General features: G+C 70.7%; 17 protein-coding genes and 1 pseudogene. 14 read left to right on the forward strand and 4 right to left on the reverse strand.

Going from position 1 to position 15,903, the window contains the following annotated elements; all coding sequences use genetic code 11:
* Nucleotides 1-127: 127 nt before the first annotated feature.
* Together ACWGJM_RS23560 and ACWGJM_RS23565 are read right to left on the reverse strand one after the other, a co-directional pair.
* Nucleotides 128-307: pseudogene (locus ACWGJM_RS23560) on the reverse strand (hypothetical protein); the annotation flags it as partial.
* 80 nt (nucleotides 308-387) lie between these two features.
* Complete coding sequence (locus ACWGJM_RS23565) at nucleotides 388-567, reverse strand: hypothetical protein (RefSeq protein WP_453413650.1); 180 nt, start codon at nucleotides 565-567, stop codon at nucleotides 388-390.
* 402 nt (nucleotides 568-969) lie between these two features.
* Here ACWGJM_RS23565 and ACWGJM_RS23570 point away from each other — a divergent pair, with 402 nt between their 5' ends.
* The 12 genes from ACWGJM_RS23570 (at nucleotide 970) to ACWGJM_RS23625 (ending at nucleotide 10,220) form a co-directional block, all read left to right on the forward strand.
* The gene (locus ACWGJM_RS23570) at nucleotides 970-1,707 is read left to right on the forward strand and encodes a hypothetical protein (RefSeq protein ID WP_453413651.1); all 738 of its coding nucleotides are present in this window, start codon (nucleotides 970-972) and stop codon (nucleotides 1,705-1,707) included.
* A gap of 18 nt (nucleotides 1,708-1,725) precedes the next feature.
* Complete coding sequence (locus tag ACWGJM_RS23575) at nucleotides 1,726-2,565, forward strand: hypothetical protein (RefSeq protein ID WP_453413652.1); 840 nt, start codon at nucleotides 1,726-1,728, stop codon at nucleotides 2,563-2,565.
* Entirely contained in the window at nucleotides 2,562-3,869 is a 1,308-nt protein-coding gene (locus tag ACWGJM_RS23580) for a CpaF family protein (protein ID WP_453413653.1), read from the forward strand. Before ACWGJM_RS23575 ends, ACWGJM_RS23580 begins: the two co-directional genes overlap by 4 nt.
* Nucleotides 3,870-3,874: 5 nt before the next feature.
* On the forward strand, nucleotides 3,875-4,879 hold the full coding sequence (locus ACWGJM_RS23585) for a type II secretion system F family protein (RefSeq protein ID WP_453413654.1): 1,005 nt from the start codon (nucleotides 3,875-3,877) through the stop codon (nucleotides 4,877-4,879).
* A complete protein-coding gene (locus ACWGJM_RS23590; protein WP_453413655.1) occupies nucleotides 4,876-5,796 on the forward strand; it encodes a type II secretion system F family protein in 921 nt (306 codons plus the stop codon). Before ACWGJM_RS23585 ends, ACWGJM_RS23590 begins: the two co-directional genes overlap by 4 nt.
* A gap of 73 nt (nucleotides 5,797-5,869) precedes the next feature.
* Nucleotides 5,870-6,121: a hypothetical protein gene (locus tag ACWGJM_RS23595; protein ID WP_453413713.1), complete on the forward strand. Its 252-nt coding sequence runs from the start codon at nucleotides 5,870-5,872 to the stop codon at nucleotides 6,119-6,121.
* A gap of 37 nt (nucleotides 6,122-6,158) precedes the next feature.
* A complete protein-coding gene (locus ACWGJM_RS23600; RefSeq protein ID WP_390740423.1) occupies nucleotides 6,159-6,620 on the forward strand; it encodes a TadE/TadG family type IV pilus assembly protein in 462 nt (153 codons plus the stop codon).
* The gene (locus ACWGJM_RS23605; protein WP_453413656.1) at nucleotides 6,621-7,052 is read left to right on the forward strand and encodes a TadE/TadG family type IV pilus assembly protein; all 432 of its coding nucleotides are present in this window, start codon (nucleotides 6,621-6,623) and stop codon (nucleotides 7,050-7,052) included.
* A 50-nt stretch (nucleotides 7,053-7,102) separates the two neighbouring features.
* Nucleotides 7,103-7,519 (forward strand): TadE/TadG family type IV pilus assembly protein, encoded by a 417-nt coding sequence (locus tag ACWGJM_RS23610; protein WP_453413714.1) that lies wholly within the window; start codon nucleotides 7,103-7,105, stop codon nucleotides 7,517-7,519.
* Nucleotides 7,520-7,522: 3 nt separating this feature from the next.
* A complete protein-coding gene (locus ACWGJM_RS23615) occupies nucleotides 7,523-8,254 on the forward strand; it encodes a hypothetical protein (protein ID WP_453413657.1) in 732 nt (243 codons plus the stop codon).
* Nucleotides 8,255-8,452: 198 nt separating this feature from the next.
* A complete protein-coding gene (locus ACWGJM_RS23620) occupies nucleotides 8,453-9,124 on the forward strand; it encodes a hypothetical protein (RefSeq protein WP_453413658.1) in 672 nt (223 codons plus the stop codon).
* Nucleotides 9,125-9,239: 115 nt separating this feature from the next.
* Entirely contained in the window at nucleotides 9,240-10,220 is a 981-nt protein-coding gene (locus ACWGJM_RS23625) for an SUKH-3 domain-containing protein (protein ID WP_453413659.1), read from the forward strand.
* Here ACWGJM_RS23625 and ACWGJM_RS23630 read toward each other — a convergent pair.
* Complete coding sequence (locus ACWGJM_RS23630) at nucleotides 10,210-11,232, reverse strand: hypothetical protein (protein ID WP_453413660.1); 1,023 nt, start codon at nucleotides 11,230-11,232, stop codon at nucleotides 10,210-10,212. The genes ACWGJM_RS23625 and ACWGJM_RS23630 overlap by 11 nt on opposite strands.
* A 23-nt stretch (nucleotides 11,233-11,255) precedes the next feature.
* Entirely contained in the window at nucleotides 11,256-11,900 is a 645-nt protein-coding gene (locus tag ACWGJM_RS23635; protein ID WP_453413661.1) for a hypothetical protein, read from the reverse strand.
* Nucleotides 11,901-12,120: 220 nt separating this feature from the next.
* Between ACWGJM_RS23635 and ACWGJM_RS23640 the strand changes: the two genes are divergently transcribed.
* Together ACWGJM_RS23640 and ACWGJM_RS23645 are read left to right on the forward strand one after the other, a co-directional pair.
* Entirely contained in the window at nucleotides 12,121-15,084 is a 2,964-nt protein-coding gene (locus ACWGJM_RS23640) for a BTAD domain-containing putative transcriptional regulator (RefSeq protein ID WP_453413662.1), read from the forward strand.
* Nucleotides 15,085-15,092: 8 nt separating this feature from the next.
* A complete protein-coding gene (locus tag ACWGJM_RS23645) occupies nucleotides 15,093-15,827 on the forward strand; it encodes a prepilin peptidase (RefSeq protein WP_453413663.1) in 735 nt (244 codons plus the stop codon).
* Nucleotides 15,828-15,903: the final 76 nt, after the last annotated feature.

Genomic DNA, 15,903 nt, shown 5'->3' on the forward strand with positions numbered 1-15,903 from the left:
TCCTCCCTGGGAATCCGTGGTCATACCACGCTGATAGGCCCGCACAGGCTACCCCGACCCGCCGATGGCCTACTTGCGGGCCGGGTGACATGCGACTCGCGGGACGTCCTTGCCGCGACGGTGCGGTTCAGCGGTTCACGGACTGGATTTCCTGGACCTTGACGTCCTGTTCGTTGCCGAATGTTCCGTTGGGGAGCGTGCCTCCTGTTCCGCCGCTGCCCGTCCAGGTGATCGCCCAGGTGACGGTGGCTTTCAGCGGGTAGCTCCCGTTGCCGGAGGAGCGGAGGTACTTCCAGCAGTGACAAGGTCAGGTCGAGCCCGAACAGCCAGCTGGCCAGGCGTCTGGCATCGTCGTTCCCGCCGCGTGAGTGCGGCCGCCACGCCGGCCTAGACGACGACCACCCCGCCGGCCCCGAGCAGGGCCACGGCAGCCCAGGTCGGGAGGGGGCCTGTGTAGTCCCCGTTGCGCGGCAGCCACTGGGCGACCAGCCGCAGCTTGTGGCGGCCGTCGGTGAAGGAGTAGACACGGGAGCGGTGTTGAGGTCGCTGCGCCGATGCCGGTGCCATCCTCCCCTGTGCAATGCACGGTTCAAGTCTGTGTGGGTGAATCGTGCGGGCATTATGGGCGATCCGTGAGGAAGTCGCCCGCGGAGCCGGGACGGTGAGGTGGTCGGGGATTAGCGGGCGCACAGGGTGTCGCCGGTCAGGCGCCTGCGGTCAACTGAGGTGCGCTCACGCTGGGTTGCAGAGCGTAACGGTGACTCGGGTAGGGCAGGGGGGTGTCAAGGCGCCTTGAGGGGCGTATGTGTGACTGATACGGTGCGATCGCTTGACACTCACCCCGGCCATCGGTATTCGGCCAGGTCGGGCGGTACGTCCAGCACGTCCCGCACGGACGTTCGGGGGTGAAGTGTCCGCTTTTGCAAGGCAATTGGCAGACATTTTCTTGGATGTACGGGGAGCGGTTGCGTGAAGATCCAAGAGCGTACGGGGGCGGGCGCCGGTCGTTCCGTCGCTCCGGCTCAGCCGTCGGTCGGGGACCGGCTTCCCACACCTCCACGTGAACGCAAGCCCGCGCTGGCCGCGCTCGCGGTGCTGCTGATTCTGCTCGGTGCGCTCGGGGCCACGACGCTCGTGCTGCGGGCCGGCGACCGGATCGAGGTCATCAAGGTGACCAAGGACATCCAGCCCGGCGAGTCCGTCGGCAAGACCAACACGACGTCCGTCTTGGTCGCCTCAGACGACAGCATCAACTACGTCAAGTGGGACCAGCTGTCCGCGCTCAGCAAGCTCAAGGCCCGTACGACCATCTACAAGGACTCGGTCGTCATGGGGCAGATGTTCGCGGAGGGCAGCGACCTGCCCGCCGGTAAGGCCTCCGTCGGTGTCTCCCTCAAGGAGGGGCAGTACCCGGCGGACATCAAGGCCGGTGACACCGTCGCCGTCTACAACGTGGACACCAGCAGCTCGAGTTCGGACAAGACCGGTGGCTCCACGTCCACCTCCTCCGGCGGACTCATCGTCGACAACGCCCGGGTCAACAACAAGTCCGACAAGAGTGATGCCACCATCAGCACCGGCAACCTCTCCCTCACCCTCCTCGTCGACCAGTCCGACGCCGCCGCCGTGGCGCGTGCCGCGTCCGCCGGGGCGGTGGCCATCGTGCACGTCCCCGGCAACGGCACCGGCACCAGTAGCGGCAACTAGAAGGCGGCACCCGTACCCATGGCGCTCATCGCTATCGCCGCCGACAAGGGTTCCCCCGGCGTCACCACCGCGGCCGTCGCCCTCGCGGCGGTCTGGCCGCGGCGCGTGCTGCTCGCCGAGGCCGACCCGGCGGGCGGTGACCTGGTGTACCGCAGTGCCGCCGCGCACGGCGGGCCGCTGAACCCGAACACCGGCATGCTGTCCATAGCCGCGACCGCGCGGCGCGGGCTCGTTCCCGACCAACTCTGGGATCACGTACAGCCGTTGAGCGGCGGACTCGAAGTGCTCGTCGGGCTCGGCGTCGCCGAGCAGGCCGCCGGTCTGGCGGGCCTGTGGCCGACCCTCGGCCGCGCCTTCGCCTCCCTCGCCGACTCCCCGAACGCACCCGCCGACGTCATCGCCGACTGCGGACGCGTCAGCGGGGACACCCCGGCCGTGGAGCTGTTCCCGCACGCGGCCCTGGTGCTGCTCGTCTCGCGCACCGAGCCCGAGGCCCTGGCCCGCGTCCGGGACCGCGCCGCCGCCCTCTCCACCAAGCTGCACGGCGGCCCGCGCGGCGCCGCCACCCTCGCCACCCCGCTGATCGGCGTCCTCCTGATCGCCGACCCGAGCAGCTCCGGCAAGCTGGTCAACCAGGTCAACGACATGCTGGTGCACGCCCAGACCGGCGCCCGTGTCGTCGGCACGATCGCGGAGGACCCGGCCGGCGCCGACCAGTTGGCCGGCCGCAAGCGCGGGCGCCTCGACAAGTCCCTGCTCATCCGCTCGGCCCGCAAGGTCACCGCGGACCTCCACCAGCAGTACGGCGCCGCCTGGACCGTACCGACGCAGGAGCCCCACGCCGGAGCCGGGCGATGACCGCTGTCGACCACCAGTTGGTCAAGCGGTTCCGGCAGGACGCCGGTGACCGCATCGCCGAGCAGCGCCGCCAGGACCAGGCGGCCGGCGTCACGCCGATGTCCACGGAGGACGAGCGGCAGTACGCCCGCGCGGTCATCGCCCAGATCCTTGAGGAGTACGCCCGCGCCGAGATCAACGCGGGCCGTACGCCGCTGGACGCGGAGACCGAGGAGCAGTACGCGGCCGCCGTGCACGCCGCGCTGTTCGGGGTCGGGCGCCTCCAGCCACTGCTGGACGATCCCGAGGTCGAGAACATCGACATCAACGGGTGCGACCAGGTCTTCGTCGGCTATTCGGATGGGCGGGAGGTGAAGGGCGAGGCGGTCGCCGAGACCGACGAGGAGCTGATCGAGCTGATCCAGGTGCTCGGCGCGTACTCCGGTCTGTCGTCCCGTCCGTTCGACTCCGCGAACCCGCAGCTCGACCTGCGGCTTCCCGACGGCTCGCGTCTGTCGGCCGTGATGGACGTCACCCGGCGGCCCGCCCTGTCCATCCGCCGTGCGCGCATGGGCAAGGTGTTCATCTCCGACCTGGTCGGCAACGGCACCCTGTCGCCCGAGGTCGCGCACTTCATGGCCTGCGCGGTGCGCGCCCGAAAGAACATCATGATCGCCGGGGCGACGAACGCCGGTAAGACGACTTTGCTGCGCGCCCTTGCCAACGAGATCCCGCCGCACGAGCGGCTCATCACCGTCGAGCGGGCGCTGGAGCTCGGCCTCGACACCTTTCCCGATCTGCACCCCAACGTCGTCGCGTTCGAGGAGCGGCTGCCCAACTCCGAGGGGCAGGGCACCATCAGCATGGCGGAGCTCGTCCGACGCAGCCTGCGTATGAACCCCTCCCGGGTCATCGTCGGTGAGGTCCTCGGCGACGAGATCGTGACCATGCTGAACGCGATGTCGCAGGGTAACGACGGGTCCCTGTCGACGATCCACGCGAACAGCTCCAGCGAGGTGTTCAACCGTATCTCCACGTACGCGTTGCAGGCCTCCGAGCGGCTGCCCATCGAGGCCAGCCAGATGCTGATCGCGGGCGCGGTGAACTTCGTCGTCTTCATCCAGCGGCGCAACAACTACCAGACGGGCGGCCGCCTCCAGCGCATGGTCACCTCCGTCCGCGAGGTCAACGGCGTCGACGGCCGGGTGCTGTCCAGCGAGGTGTTCGCCGAGGCCCCCGACGGACGCATCGTCCCGCACGCGCCCATAGCCTGCCTGGAGGACCTGATGGCCTACGGCTACCGGCCCCACGGAAGCTGGGGGTGAGCGGCATGACCCACCCGGACCTCGCCACGACCGACCTGGCCCTCGGCTCGCTCGGCTCCCTCGGCGGGCTGTTCTCCACCACCGTCCTGTACTCGATCGGCGCGGGCGTCGCCGTCGGCGGCGGCCTCGCGCTGCTCCTGATCGCCGTACGCGGCCTGCCCGCCAAGCCCGAGCACGAGAAGGCCAAGGCCAACGAGCGGGCGGCGGAACTGATCCGGTTCGCCGGGCAGCGCGGATCGCTCGCCGCCATCGTCGGGCTCGCCGTGCTGCTGCTGACCCGCTGGGCGGTGGCCGGTATCGCGGCGGGCGTCCTCGTCTTCTTCTGGGACCGCCTCTTCGGCGGCGCGGCGGAGGAACGGGCGGCCATGCGCCGCGTCGAGGCCCTCGCCTCCTGGACCGAGTCCCTGCGCGACACCATCGCGGGCGCGGTCGGCCTGGAGCAGGCCATCCCGGCCTCCGCGCGGGCCGCGGCCCCCGTACTGCGGCCCCATCTCGACTCGCTCGTCGACCGGTTGCGCGCCCGTACGCCCCTGCCCGACGCGCTCCAGCACCTCGCCGACGAGATCGACGACGCCTCGGCGGACATCATCGTGGCCGCCCTCATCCTCAACGCCCGGCTGCGCGGCCCCGGTCTGCGCCAAGTACTCGGCGCCCTGGCCAAGTCGGCGCGTGAGGAGGTCGACATGCGCCAGCGCGTGATGGCCCAGCGGGCCTCGACCCGGCGCTCGGTGCAGATCGTCGTCGCGGTCTCCATCGCGTTCGTCCTCGGCCTCGCGGTCTTCAACCGCGACTTCGTGGCCCCGTACAGCAGCCCGGTCGGCCAGCTCGTCCTCGCCGTCGTCTGCGGCCTGTTCGCACTCGGCTTCTGGTGGCTGCGCAAGCTCTCCACGATCGAGACGCCGGAGCGCTTCCTGGTGCGCGACCAGTCCGGGGTGCAGTTCGTACGGCCCCGGACGTCCGCCCAGCAGCCGCCGCAACCGTCCCAGCCGGAGGAAGGGGTACGCCGGTGAACCTGACGATGCCGATTCTCGTCGGCGTGGTCTTCGGACTGGGCGTCTACGCCCTCGTCCGCGCCCTGATGCCGACCAAGCGCAGTGCGGTCGCACAGGTCGCGCGGATCGACGCGATGCGGGCGCGCGGAGCGGCGTACGAATCCGCCCGCCAGGCCAAGGACACCGGCCGCATCGGCTCGCTGCGAGCCGAAGTCGGCGCGCGCGTCGGCGAGTTCTATCTTCAGCAGGGCTGGGAGCAGCGCTCGCTGCGCGCCGACCTCGCGGTCCTGGACCGCAGCTGGGAGAACTTCCTGGCGACGAAGGTGCTGCTGGCCACGGCCGGGCTGTTCTTCGGCCCGTTCCTGTTCGCGGTGGTCTGGACGCTCGGCTTCAGTCGCAGCCCGGTCATCCCGGTCTGGCTGGCCCTGCTCTGCGCGGCCCTGTTCTTCTTCCTGCCCGACCTCGAGGTACGGCGGGACGCGGCCGACAAGCGGCGGGACCTGCGCCGGGTCATCGGCGCCTACCTGGACCTGGTCTCGATGAGCCTGGCCGGCGGCCGGGGCCTGCCCGAGGCACTGATGGCTGCCGCCGAGGTCTCCGACGGCTGGGCCAACCAGCGTATCCGCAACGCCCTCGCCGACGCCCGTATCACCGGTGTCAGCCAGTGGCAGGCGCTGGGCGCGCTCGGCGAGGAACTGGGCGTGGAGGAGCTGAAGGACCTCTCCGCGTCGCTGGCCCTGGTCGCCGACGACGGCGCCAAGGTCCGTGAGTCCCTCGCCTCCCGTGCCGAGACGATGCGCCACCGCGAACTCGCCGAGATCGAGGGCAGCGCGGGCGAGAAGTCACAGTCGATGCTCGTCGCCCAGCTGCTGCTGTGCGCCGGTTTTCTGGTGTTCCTGATCTTCCCGGCGGCGATGCGGGTGTTCCAGGTATGAGTCGATTCCCGAACTTCTGCCAACTGCTGTCTCGAGAGGACAACTCATCATGAAAGAACGCGTGAACGGTCTCATGAACGGACGGAACTTCAGCACCGGGGTCCCGGCGGTGGACTTCCTGGTCACCTTCCTGCGGGCCCGTGTCGAGCGCGCCCGCTCCGGCGAACTCGACCGCGGTGCCTCCGCGGTGGAGTGGGTCATCATCTCCGCGGTCGTCGTCGCGATCGTCGGCGTGGTCGCCGCGATCATCAACACCGCGCTGAGCGACGGCGCCAACAAGGTCGGCGACTGCATCAAGGGCGCGAGCGCGAGCAAGACCTGCTGATCCGCGATCCGCTGATCACGGGTACGACAAGACGGGGATGACGGGGTTGTTCATGGGCGTGGGCAGATGGGCGCGCCGCCGGACGGAGGCCGCGCGCGGGCGGGCCGGTGATTCCGGCATGACCGCGATCGAGTTCGTACTGCTCACCCCCGTCCTCTTCTTCATGATCTTCGCGACGGTGCAGTTCGCGCTGTACTTCTTCGCCGACCACGTGGCCCAGGCGGCCGCCCAGGCCGGCGCCCGCAAGGCCCGCGCCACGGCCGACGAACAGCCCGGCGGGTGGCGCGGTGAGGCGCGGGACGTGGTCGACTCCTACATCCGCCAACTGGGCCCGCAGCTCGTGCTCTCCCCGGACGTGACGATGCTCCAGCCGGAGCAGCACACGGTCGGCGTGGAGATCACGGCCCGGGTGCCGACGGTGTTCCCCGGGCTGGATCTGACGGTGCACGCGCAGTCGTCGGGGCCGGTGGAGCGGTTCGTGAAGGAGGGGGAGAACTAGATGGACTTCACCTCCGTGCGCGAACGCGTCACGGGTGAGGACAGTGACCGGGGCCTGTCGACCGTCGAGGTCGTCATCCTCGCCCCGGTGATGATCATGTTCATCCTGGTGCTGGTCGCCTTCGGCCAACTGGTCGACGGCCGCGGCGCGTTGGACGGCGCCGCGCGTGACGCGGCCCGCGCGGGCTCCATCCAGAAGGACCACGGGACGGCGATGGCCGAGGCCCGCAAGGCGGCCGAGGCGGACCTGTCGGACGTGTGCTCCGGCCCGGTGTCCGTCGTCCAGACGAGCCAGGGCTTCGAACCCGACACCATCTTCACGGTCGAGGTCAGCTGCCAGGTGCGAGGCCTGGCGATGCTGGGCCTGGACGTCCCGACGCGGCTGTCGGCGAGCTTCAGCTCCCCGCTGGACCCGTTCCGGAGGACGGCGTGAGGAACGTGAGGCCCGTCGTACGGGCCTGGTGGCGCTCGCGCCTGACCCGCATGGACGATCGCGGCTCGGGCGCCGGCGCGGTGATCATCTTCGCCCTGGTCTTCATCTCCCTCGCCGCGTTCGTGATCGACGGCGGCCTGTCCATCTCCAAACGCGAACGTGCCGCCGACATAGCCGAACAGGCGGCCCGCTACGCGGCCCAGGACATCGACAAGGAAGCCCTCTACGACGACGCGGGCGGCGCCGCGCCGATCAAGTTCGACGAGTGCGACGCCCGGGTGAAGACCTTCGCCCGCGAGATGGACATGAGCGGCGCGGACATCGCCGCGACCCACTGCGTGGCCGCCGACGCCCAACATGTCGAGGTCGAAGTGCAGTTGACGTACGAGCCGGTGTTCACCGGCATGTTCTACGGCGGGAACGTGGCGGTGCACGGCCAGGCGACCGCCGAGAACGAGGTCGGCTGACCAGTGGCACTGTTCGCCCGCCACAAGCCCGAACCGGAGATTCCCCCGGTCTCCTGGGACGGTACGCCCTGGTTCACCGTGACCGACGTGCTGCGCCCGGGCACGCTCACCCGCAAGCCGGTGAAGGGCGAGCGCGCGGTGCGCGCGGCCACGACGCACGAGGGCGTACGGTACTTCGCCCCGGCCGTGCTGCTGGTGGCCGACGGGGCCGAGCAGCCCGCGTACGAGCTGTACGCCGCCACGCGGCCGGAATCGCTCCTGTGCTCCCTGACGCCCGAGAAGTCGGGCGCCCGCTACCGCGTGTCGGACTCCGGCGGCACCGAACTGGGCCTCCTGCACCGCACCCCGCCCGCAAAACGGGCCATCCAGCACGGCTGGTGGCTCCAACAGCCCGGCCGACCGGACATCGTGGCCCGCTACAACTGGGCGCGGGGCAGCGCCAAGGACATCGCGGCACGCGGCAAGGAAAAGGTGGTGCGCGGCGCGGGCGCGGTGGTCGGCGGCGTCGTCGACTCCGTCCTCAGCCTCGGCGTGGAGGGCGACGCCCGGGGCGGGCCGTCGAACGAGGGCTGGCCGGTCACCTGGCGCGCGGAGGGCGAGGCCGAGCCCGAGGTGCTGGTCTGCCGGTACCTCGAGGACTTCGCGGACATCAGGACGTACCACCCCCGGGCGAGCTGGCTGGACCGCCGTCTGGCGCTCGCGCTGGCGGTGGTGCGGGAGGGCACCAAGGGCTGACCCCGGTGGGTGGCGGACGCGGCGCGCGTGGCAGGCGCCAAGAGTTTCTTGCCCTCATCACACCTTCAGGGCCCGCTCCTTCAGCTCACCGGCGACCAGATCGAGGCGCGTCTGTTGTGGTCCGAGGACCCGACGGCTGTCTCCCATCCGGACCCCTGGGGCATCTGAGGCTCGGAGTTCGAGGCGTCAGGAGGAGGGATGGCACGCCGAAAGATGAGTCATGAGCAGACCCAGTACTGGTCCTCGGAGACCGGCGGCGTGTTGGCTCGTGCGGTCTTCGGCCCACTCGGCGGTGTGGTGGAGATCGGCGCGGTGAACTCCACGGGGACATGGGATCTTGGGGATGTTTCGGTCGGTGATTTCCTGGCCCGCAGGCAGGAGGACGTGGAGCGCCTGCTCGCAGGCGTCCGTTCGGTCTGTCACTTCGGTGACGAGGCCATGGCAATCGGAGACGAGCTGGGGTATTTCCGCGACCACGAGGTGTCCGCCGCGGCGCTTCTTCTGTGGTCCGCGGGCGTCACAGGCGCTCCGCAGCCGTTCGAGAGGCTGGAGGAGCCGTCAACGGTGCGACGCATGTGCCGCATGGCTGCGGACCTTCAACTTGTCAACCTGCTCCAGGCGTTGGTCAACGCGGCCGTCGCAGCCGGCACAGCGGCCCGAGCGGGTGCTCCCCAGATCGCAGATGTCCTCGGCATTGCCACGGACCTGGCAGACCCCACCGGCAGGAGCGCACCCACGCTGGTCCACAGGTTGTGGAGAGTCGCGCACCTCCCGGGCATCCTCCGCCCCGGGTCGGATGCGCCAGAGGCCGGAAAAGCCGGTTTCCGGGCGTACGACCGAGCACTGGAGGGGCTACTGGAGACCGACTGACCCGCCTCTGCCGCGCGGCCCGTGGCACGGGCCTCGACGACCTGCGACGGTTCGTGGAGGAGAGTCTTTGCCGAAGCCCAGTGCCTCAGCCGTGACCCCCAGGGCGGTGTTGTGAATGAGCCATGAGCAGACCCGGTACTGGTCCTCGGAGACCGACGGCGTGCTACGCCGTGCGGGCTGGCGGCCGGGCCGTTCGGTGCCGACGGAGACCTGGGAGTACGTGCTGCATGAGCGCGGGGCTTTCGTGGCGCACTCGGCCGCACGGCAGTTCCTTTCCGAGTTCGGTGGATTGGTGACGTACGGCTGGCCCGCCCACCCGGTTGTCACCCGGTCGGCCATCCGGTTCGACCCGCTTCTGGCCGAGTGGGAGGACGAGATCTTCGCGCGCATGGGCCGGCAGGTCGGCACGCCGCTGTATCCCGTGGGGAGGGCGGACGAGGGCGCCAGTCACCTGGGCATCGCCGAGGACGGCGTGCTCTACATGGCCAGAGGCAGCGTGGAACCGCTGGGCGACAGCATTGACCAGGCGCTGGATCGACTGGTGTCGGGACAGGGTCCTCAGGCCACCCCCTGGACACCCGACGCGCCTCCTGGATTGCACGCGTTCTGGCGGCGGTTCAGAACCGTGGATGCCGCCGACGCGGCCGGCCGGCGCCGGCCCGCGGAAACGGATCGTGTGCTGCGGGCCGGTGGCTGGTTTCCGGGACGGTCGGTCCCCACGACGACCTGGGAGGGCATCCTTTCGGAGACAGACGAGTACGAGATCCACGACGCCGCGCGCCGCTTCCTCGCGGAGTTCGGCGGCGTCGGAGTTCCCTACCCCGCGCCCCACGGCGCGATGCCGTGGATGGAGTTCCGGCTGGACCCGCTCCTGGCGATGTGGGACGCCGAGATCATCGACGACCTCGGTGAGCAGGCAGGGGTCGGTCTCTACCCCATCGGCATGGTCGACCGCCGGAACCAGTACCTGGCCATGGCGGACGACGGCGCGGTCTACGTCGGCATGGACAACGTCAGTCTCCTGGCCCCCACTCCCGACGAGGCCTTGGTGAAGCTGACGAGAGTCCGTCGTGATGTCCGGCGCTTCAGCGGTTGACCGACTGGATCTCCTGGACGTTCATGTCCTGCGTGGTCTCGAAGACCCCGTCCGGCAGGTCGCCGCCCGAGCCGTCGGAGCCCTTCCAGGAGATCTTCCAGGTGATGCTGGCCTTCAGCTGGTACGGGGTGCCGTTGGAGGCGCGCAGGTAGGTGATGCCGCAGGGTGGGGTCTTGTCGCCGTCGCCCTTCTCGTACGGCGTGCCGATCGAACCGTCGTCGTTGATCGTGCAGTCGCCGGAGGAAGGGAAGGTGTCGGCGTCCGACGTGCCCGGGTCGAGGTGGAGGGCGACCGGCTTGGCGGTCGTCTCTGCCCAGAGGCCGGTGTCGGGGAGCTCCGCGCGGACCTTGACCTCCTTGAAGGTGCCCTTGTCGAGCCAGACCCAGGTGGGGAGGTTGACGGTGGACTTGGTCGTCGGCTTCAGCTCGATCGAGGTGCTGGGGACCTTGATCTTGTTGTAGGCGTACTCGGCGAGGGTCTTGGGCGTGGGCGCGTTCGGTACGTCGGGGATCTTGCCGGCGTCGACCCAGAACATGAGCCGAGTGCACAGCGACGTGTCGTCGAGGTTGTAGAGGTCCGGAGCGACTCCGCGCCAGAAGTAGCCGTCCTTGCCGAGGTTGTAGTTCTTGTACCCCTTCACCGTGGACGGGGTGGTGAAGATGCTGCTCGCGTCCTTGCCGTCCTTGAAGTGGTCGGTCCAGAGCTTCGATCCGTACCACCCGTCACGCAGGCCGGCGTCGCCGTCGCCGTTGTTCTCCGCGAAGTCCTTCAGCTGCGCGGGGGAGAAGACCGGCTCGTACCAGCACGGCGGCGGCTTCCAGTTCACGTCCGTCGCGGAGACGGTGCCCTGCTTGCCGCCGGTGGGGCCGCTGACTTGGGTGACCTTGATGCGGGATCGGCCGGCGGAGGCGGACAGTTCGTTGCCCTTGGACTCGCCCCGCGTGTCGGAGCCTCCGAACGCGTCGGCGGGCGCGGAGCTCAGCAGAGCCACGACAAGTGACGTGGCGATCATGGGTATTACCCGGTACCGCGCCCTCACTGGGAGCACCCGCCCCGCTTCGAGTGCACGCCCGCGTTCTGCCACACGCCCTGCGGGTTCTTCGCCAGCGAGACCACGTAGAGGACGTTGGGGTTCGTGCCCGCCGGATTCCCCTGGACCTTGCTGGTCCTACGGTTTTTCGTGTACGCCTTGCTCTCGTCCGTGCAGTAGCTGAGGGACGCGCCTGTCCCGGTCTTGGCCAGGCTGACCTTGGGGTCGAAGGCGGGCAGTTTGCCGATGACGGTGACGTTCTTGTCCGTGTAGGACTTGATCCACGACTTGGTCTGCCCGATGACCGCTTCGGTGTCGTAGAAGGCGAGGGCCTTGCTGTCGGGGTTGTTCGCGATGATCGCCGCGTACCCCGCCCGGAGTTCTTCCTTCGCGTCGTCGAGCACCGCCTGCTTCACAGGATCGCTGCTCGTCCAGTTCGCGAACGTGAGCTGGAAATTGCTCGGCAGTGTGATCACCGGACGCTTGACGCCGGACGGCGTCGACGCCGACGCGGAGGCCGCGGGGCTCTTGGACCCCGTGTCCGCGCCCTTGATGTCGTCCGTCTTGCCGCCGCCGCTTCCGCCGCAGGCGGCCAGCAGCAGGGCCGCGGTCGTCGTCAAGGTGGTCAGGGTCAGGGTGCGGCGGGCCACGGTTGAGTCTCCCCCGAGTTCGGCGTATGCAGCTGGAACGAAGCTATCAGGGGCGTATGACAGTCACTTGAGCGGTTGCGGGGGATTGTGTGGGGGCGGTGGCCGGGTGTCCACGTTTGCCCTCCGGGGTTCGCCGTGTCAGTCCGAGTCAATAGGATCTCGGTAGGCTCAGCCCACCCCCCAGACCGACTCCCTCCACACACCACCCAGGACACCCGCCATGGCGCGACGCAGCACATCAAGCTCGACGGGAAGCCCCAGCGGAGGCCCGGCGAGTCCGCGGAACCGGACACCGCAGCCGGTGCGTGTGCGGCAGCGTACGTTCGGGGACTTCGTCAAGGCGTTCCTGGCGTTCGTCGCGCTGCTCGCGCTGGTCGTCGGTGTGCCCGGGGCGCTGGCCGTCACCGTGGGCTGGCCGCTGCCGCACGAGGCGCCGTCGCTCGACTGGCTCCAGCAGGAGATCACGGTCACGACGTTCCTCCATGTGCTCACGGTCATCGTGTGGCTGGCCTGGGCGCAGTTCACCGCCTGTGTGCTCGTCGAGGTCAAGGCCGCGTTCTCCGGTGTCGGCCTGCCCGGCCGCGTGCCCGGTGCCGGGCCCAGTCAGCTGCTCGCCCGTCAGCTCGTCGCCGCGCTGCTGCTCGTCGGCGCCACGGCCGCCAGCCTCACGCCGGGGCTGTCGCAGCTCGGGCACAGCCTGGAGGGCAACCAGAAGGGGACGGTCGCCGCGGCCCAGCAGACGCCGGGCAGCCTGTTCACGCAGCCGCAGGAGCAGGCGGCGAGCGCCGCGGCCGCCGTTGCCGAGCAGGCCTCGCACGTCGCCGCCCAGGCGGATGCCGGCAACAGTGCCGCCAAGGCCGGGGGGACCAAGTACTACCGGATCCAGCCGCCCGAGGGGCGTCACCACGACTCCCTCTGGGAGATAGCCCAGCGGCACCTCGGCGACGGGCGCCGGTACAAGGAGATCTACGAGCTCAACAAGGACCGTATCCAGCCCGACGGTTCGAAGCTGTCCGAGGCCAGCCTCATCCGGCCCGGCTGGATCATGGAGATGCCGGCCGACGCACACGGCGGCGAGCTCGTAGAGATGCCCGACGCGCACGTCTCCCCGGACGTCAAGGAACAGATCCACGACTACGCCAAGTCCGGGGATCACGCCCAAGAGCAGGGGAAGGGGCAGGAGCAAGGCTCCTCGCAGGTCTCCGTGCCGCAGCAGCGGCCCGCCCCGGACGCCGCCGGGGACCGGTATGAGCAGCCCACCCCCGCGACCGGCGCCCACAGCACCTCCCAGGACAACGGCTTCGGCCTGCCCGAGGCCCTCCTCGGCGCCCCCCTCCTCGCCGCCGGTCTCCTCGGTGCCCTCGGCCGCCGGCGCCGGCAGGCGCTGTGGCAGTCGGCGCTCGGGGCCGTCGGCGGGCGGCGCGGTATGGAGCCGCCGACGCCGACCGGGGACGCCCAGGACGTCCAGGACGCGCTGCTGGTCGGCGCCGACCCCGACGGCGTACGGCTGCTGGACCGCTCGCTGCGTGGCCTCGCCGCCTCCCTCGCCGCCGAGTCGCGCGCGCTGCCCGTCGTCTACGCCGCCTGGCTCAGCAACGGCGACCTGCACCTCCAGCTCGCCCAGCCGGCCGACAAGCCGCCGGCGCCGTGGCGGCTCGGGCAGGACCAGACGTTCTGGATGCTGGCCCGCACCGACGCCGAGCGGTACGAGGACGTCGACACCGCCGCGCCCTACCCGGGCCTCGTCAGCCTCGGCACCATGGACGACTCGCGGCTGCTGCTCAACCTGGAGGCGGTGCCCGGCATCGTCTCGTTGAGCGGGCGCGAGGCCGACCGGGCCGCCCTGTTCGCCTCCGTCGCCGCCGAACTCGCCACCAACGGCTGGTCGGACCGTATGACCATCACACTCGTCGGCTTCGGTGAGGACCTCACCGCGCTCGCCCCCAACCGGCTGCGCCACCTCGACGGCATCGAGGCGCTGATCGAGACCATGGAGGCCGAGACGCGCCAGCGCCGGGGCGCCCTGGGCGCCGCCGGGCACGACTCCGTGCTCACCGGCCGCACAGGGCCCGCCCAGCACACCCGTTGGGCCCCGCACCTCGTGCTGCTCGCCGCCCAGCCCGCCGCCGAGGACGCCGTCAGACTCGCCGAACTCGCCGCCGACGCCAGCCGTCTCGGCATCGGCTACCTGGTCGGCACCGAGACCGGCGACCTGCCCGGCGCCGCCTGGGAGATGGAGATCACGGCCCAGGGCAAGCTGCTCGCCCCGCTGCTCGGCCTCGAACTCGACGCCCAGCTGCTGCCCGCCGCCCAGCGGAGCGCGGTCGTCGAGCTGTTCGTCGAGGCCGACCCCGAGCGCGACCCGGACGGGCCGACCACCACCCCGCCGTTCCTCGTCGACATCAGCGAACAGGGGCGGCCGGCGGTGTACGCGCGTCTGGTCGGGTCGTACGAGATCATCGGCCTCGACACCCCGGACGGCGACCGCAGCGCCCTGCTGCACGAGGCGCTCGCCCTGCTGCTCCTGCACCGCGAGGGCGTCCACCCGCGCGTGCTGGCCTCCGCGTTGTGGCCGCGCGGCGTCACGGACGATGTGCGGGACGCGCTCATGGAGCGGCTGCGGGCCTGGCTCGGCACCGAACCGGACGGCAGCCCCCGGCTCCGCGCCGACGAGACCGGGCGGCTCACGCTCGCCAAGTCGGTCGTCTCCGACCTGGACGTACTGCGTTCCCTCTACCACGAGGCCACGCAGGGCAAGGGCGTCGACAGCCGGGCGGTACGGGGACGGCTGCTCACCGACGCGCTGGTGCTGGTCCGCGGACCGCTGCTCGCCGACCGGCCCGAGGGCCGCTACCGCTGGCTCACCCACGAGATCATCGACGCCCGGCTCCCGCTGCTGGTCGCCGACATCGGCCTCGCGCTGTCCGCCTTCCATCTGGAGAAGGACCGCGCGGAGAAGGCCATCGAGGCCCTGAACGCGGCGCTCAAGACCGCCCCGGACGACGAGCGCCTGTGGAACGAGCTCCTGCGTGCCACCCACGCCACCGGCGACCCGGCCCGACTGAGCTCCCTCGCCGCCGACCTCCTCGGCCGCAGCGGGGCCCGCGGGCTGCCGCCGCGCACCGAGGCGCTCCTCGACGAGCTCCTCCCGACGTGGCGCGACGGCGTCGCCGCGGCCGGATAAGACCGCCGATGAGTGACGCCGTGCTGATCGCCGTCGCCGCGCTGTGGGGTGCGGCGGCGGGAACGCTGCTGCCCCGGGCCGCCTACCGCTTCTCCGTCCCCCCGGGGGAGGAGTGGCGGGAGAGCTGTCCGGGCGGCCATCCGGTCGCGGGGTGGATCGGGCGGGCGCGATGCGCGCGATGCACGTGGCCCGAGTCGTCGTACGGTCCCGGCGCGGCACTCCTCGCCACCGTCACCGCCGTCGTCTGCGCCGCCCTCGCCGCCGCCACCGGCACCCGGCCCGAGCTCGGCGTCTGGCTGCTGCTCGCGCCCCTCGCGGTGCTGCTGGCGGTGGTGGACCTGCGGGTGCACCGGCTGCCGGACGCGGTGACACTGCCGCTCGCGGGAGCCGCCCTCGGGCTGCTCGCGCTGGTCGCCCTGGTCCCCGAACACGCCGGGGACTGGCTCACCGCCCTGCTGGGCGCCCTCGTCCTCGGCGCCGGCTACTTCGTGCTGTGGCTCATCAACCCCGGCGCCATGGGCTTCGGCGATGTGAAGCTGGCGCTCGGGATGGGCGCCGTGCTCGGCTGGTACGGCTGGCCGACGGTGATGCTGGGCACCTTCGCCGGATTCCTCTTCGGGGCGCTGTACGGCGGCGGGCTCGTCGTCGCGCGTCGGGCGGGCCGCAAGACGATGATCCCGTTCGGGCCGTTCCTGATCGCGGGGGCCTTCGCGGGGGTGCTGATCGGCGCGTACACGGCCTGACGCGGGCGGTGGGAAAGGGCTGGCGTAGGGTGGTCGGGTCCGTCCGCAACCCCCTACGAACCTTGCGAAAGGGACG

This window comes from Streptomyces sp. NPDC054834, assembly GCF_053611185.1.

Bases quoted from the DNA above. Each gene is read 5' to 3' on its own strand.
- ACWGJM_RS23565 (WP_453413650.1), bottom strand. From the start codon at position 567: ATGGCACCGGCATCGGCGCAGCGACCTCAACACCGCTCCCGTGTCTAC.
- ACWGJM_RS23575 (WP_453413652.1), top strand. From the start codon at position 1,726: ATGGCGCTCATCGCTATCGCCGCCGACAAGGGTTCCCCCGGCGTCACC.
- ACWGJM_RS23580 (WP_453413653.1), top strand. From the start codon at position 2,562: ATGACCGCTGTCGACCACCAGTTGGTCAAGCGGTTCCGGCAGGACGCC.
- ACWGJM_RS23585 (WP_453413654.1), top strand. From the start codon at position 3,875: ATGACCCACCCGGACCTCGCCACGACCGACCTGGCCCTCGGCTCGCTC.
- ACWGJM_RS23595 (WP_453413713.1), top strand. From the start codon at position 5,870: ATGAACGGACGGAACTTCAGCACCGGGGTCCCGGCGGTGGACTTCCTG.
- ACWGJM_RS23600 (WP_390740423.1), top strand. From the start codon at position 6,159: ATGACGGGGTTGTTCATGGGCGTGGGCAGATGGGCGCGCCGCCGGACG.
- ACWGJM_RS23605 (WP_453413656.1), top strand. From the start codon at position 6,621: ATGGACTTCACCTCCGTGCGCGAACGCGTCACGGGTGAGGACAGTGAC.
- ACWGJM_RS23610 (WP_453413714.1), top strand. From the start codon at position 7,103: ATGGACGATCGCGGCTCGGGCGCCGGCGCGGTGATCATCTTCGCCCTG.
- ACWGJM_RS23620 (WP_453413658.1), top strand. From the start codon at position 8,453: ATGGCACGCCGAAAGATGAGTCATGAGCAGACCCAGTACTGGTCCTCG.
- ACWGJM_RS23625 (WP_453413659.1), top strand. From the start codon at position 9,240: ATGAGCCATGAGCAGACCCGGTACTGGTCCTCGGAGACCGACGGCGTG.
- ACWGJM_RS23630 (WP_453413660.1), bottom strand. From the start codon at position 11,232: ATGATCGCCACGTCACTTGTCGTGGCTCTGCTGAGCTCCGCGCCCGCC.
- ACWGJM_RS23640 (WP_453413662.1), top strand. From the start codon at position 12,121: ATGGCGCGACGCAGCACATCAAGCTCGACGGGAAGCCCCAGCGGAGGC.
- ACWGJM_RS23645 (WP_453413663.1), top strand. From the start codon at position 15,093: ATGAGTGACGCCGTGCTGATCGCCGTCGCCGCGCTGTGGGGTGCGGCG.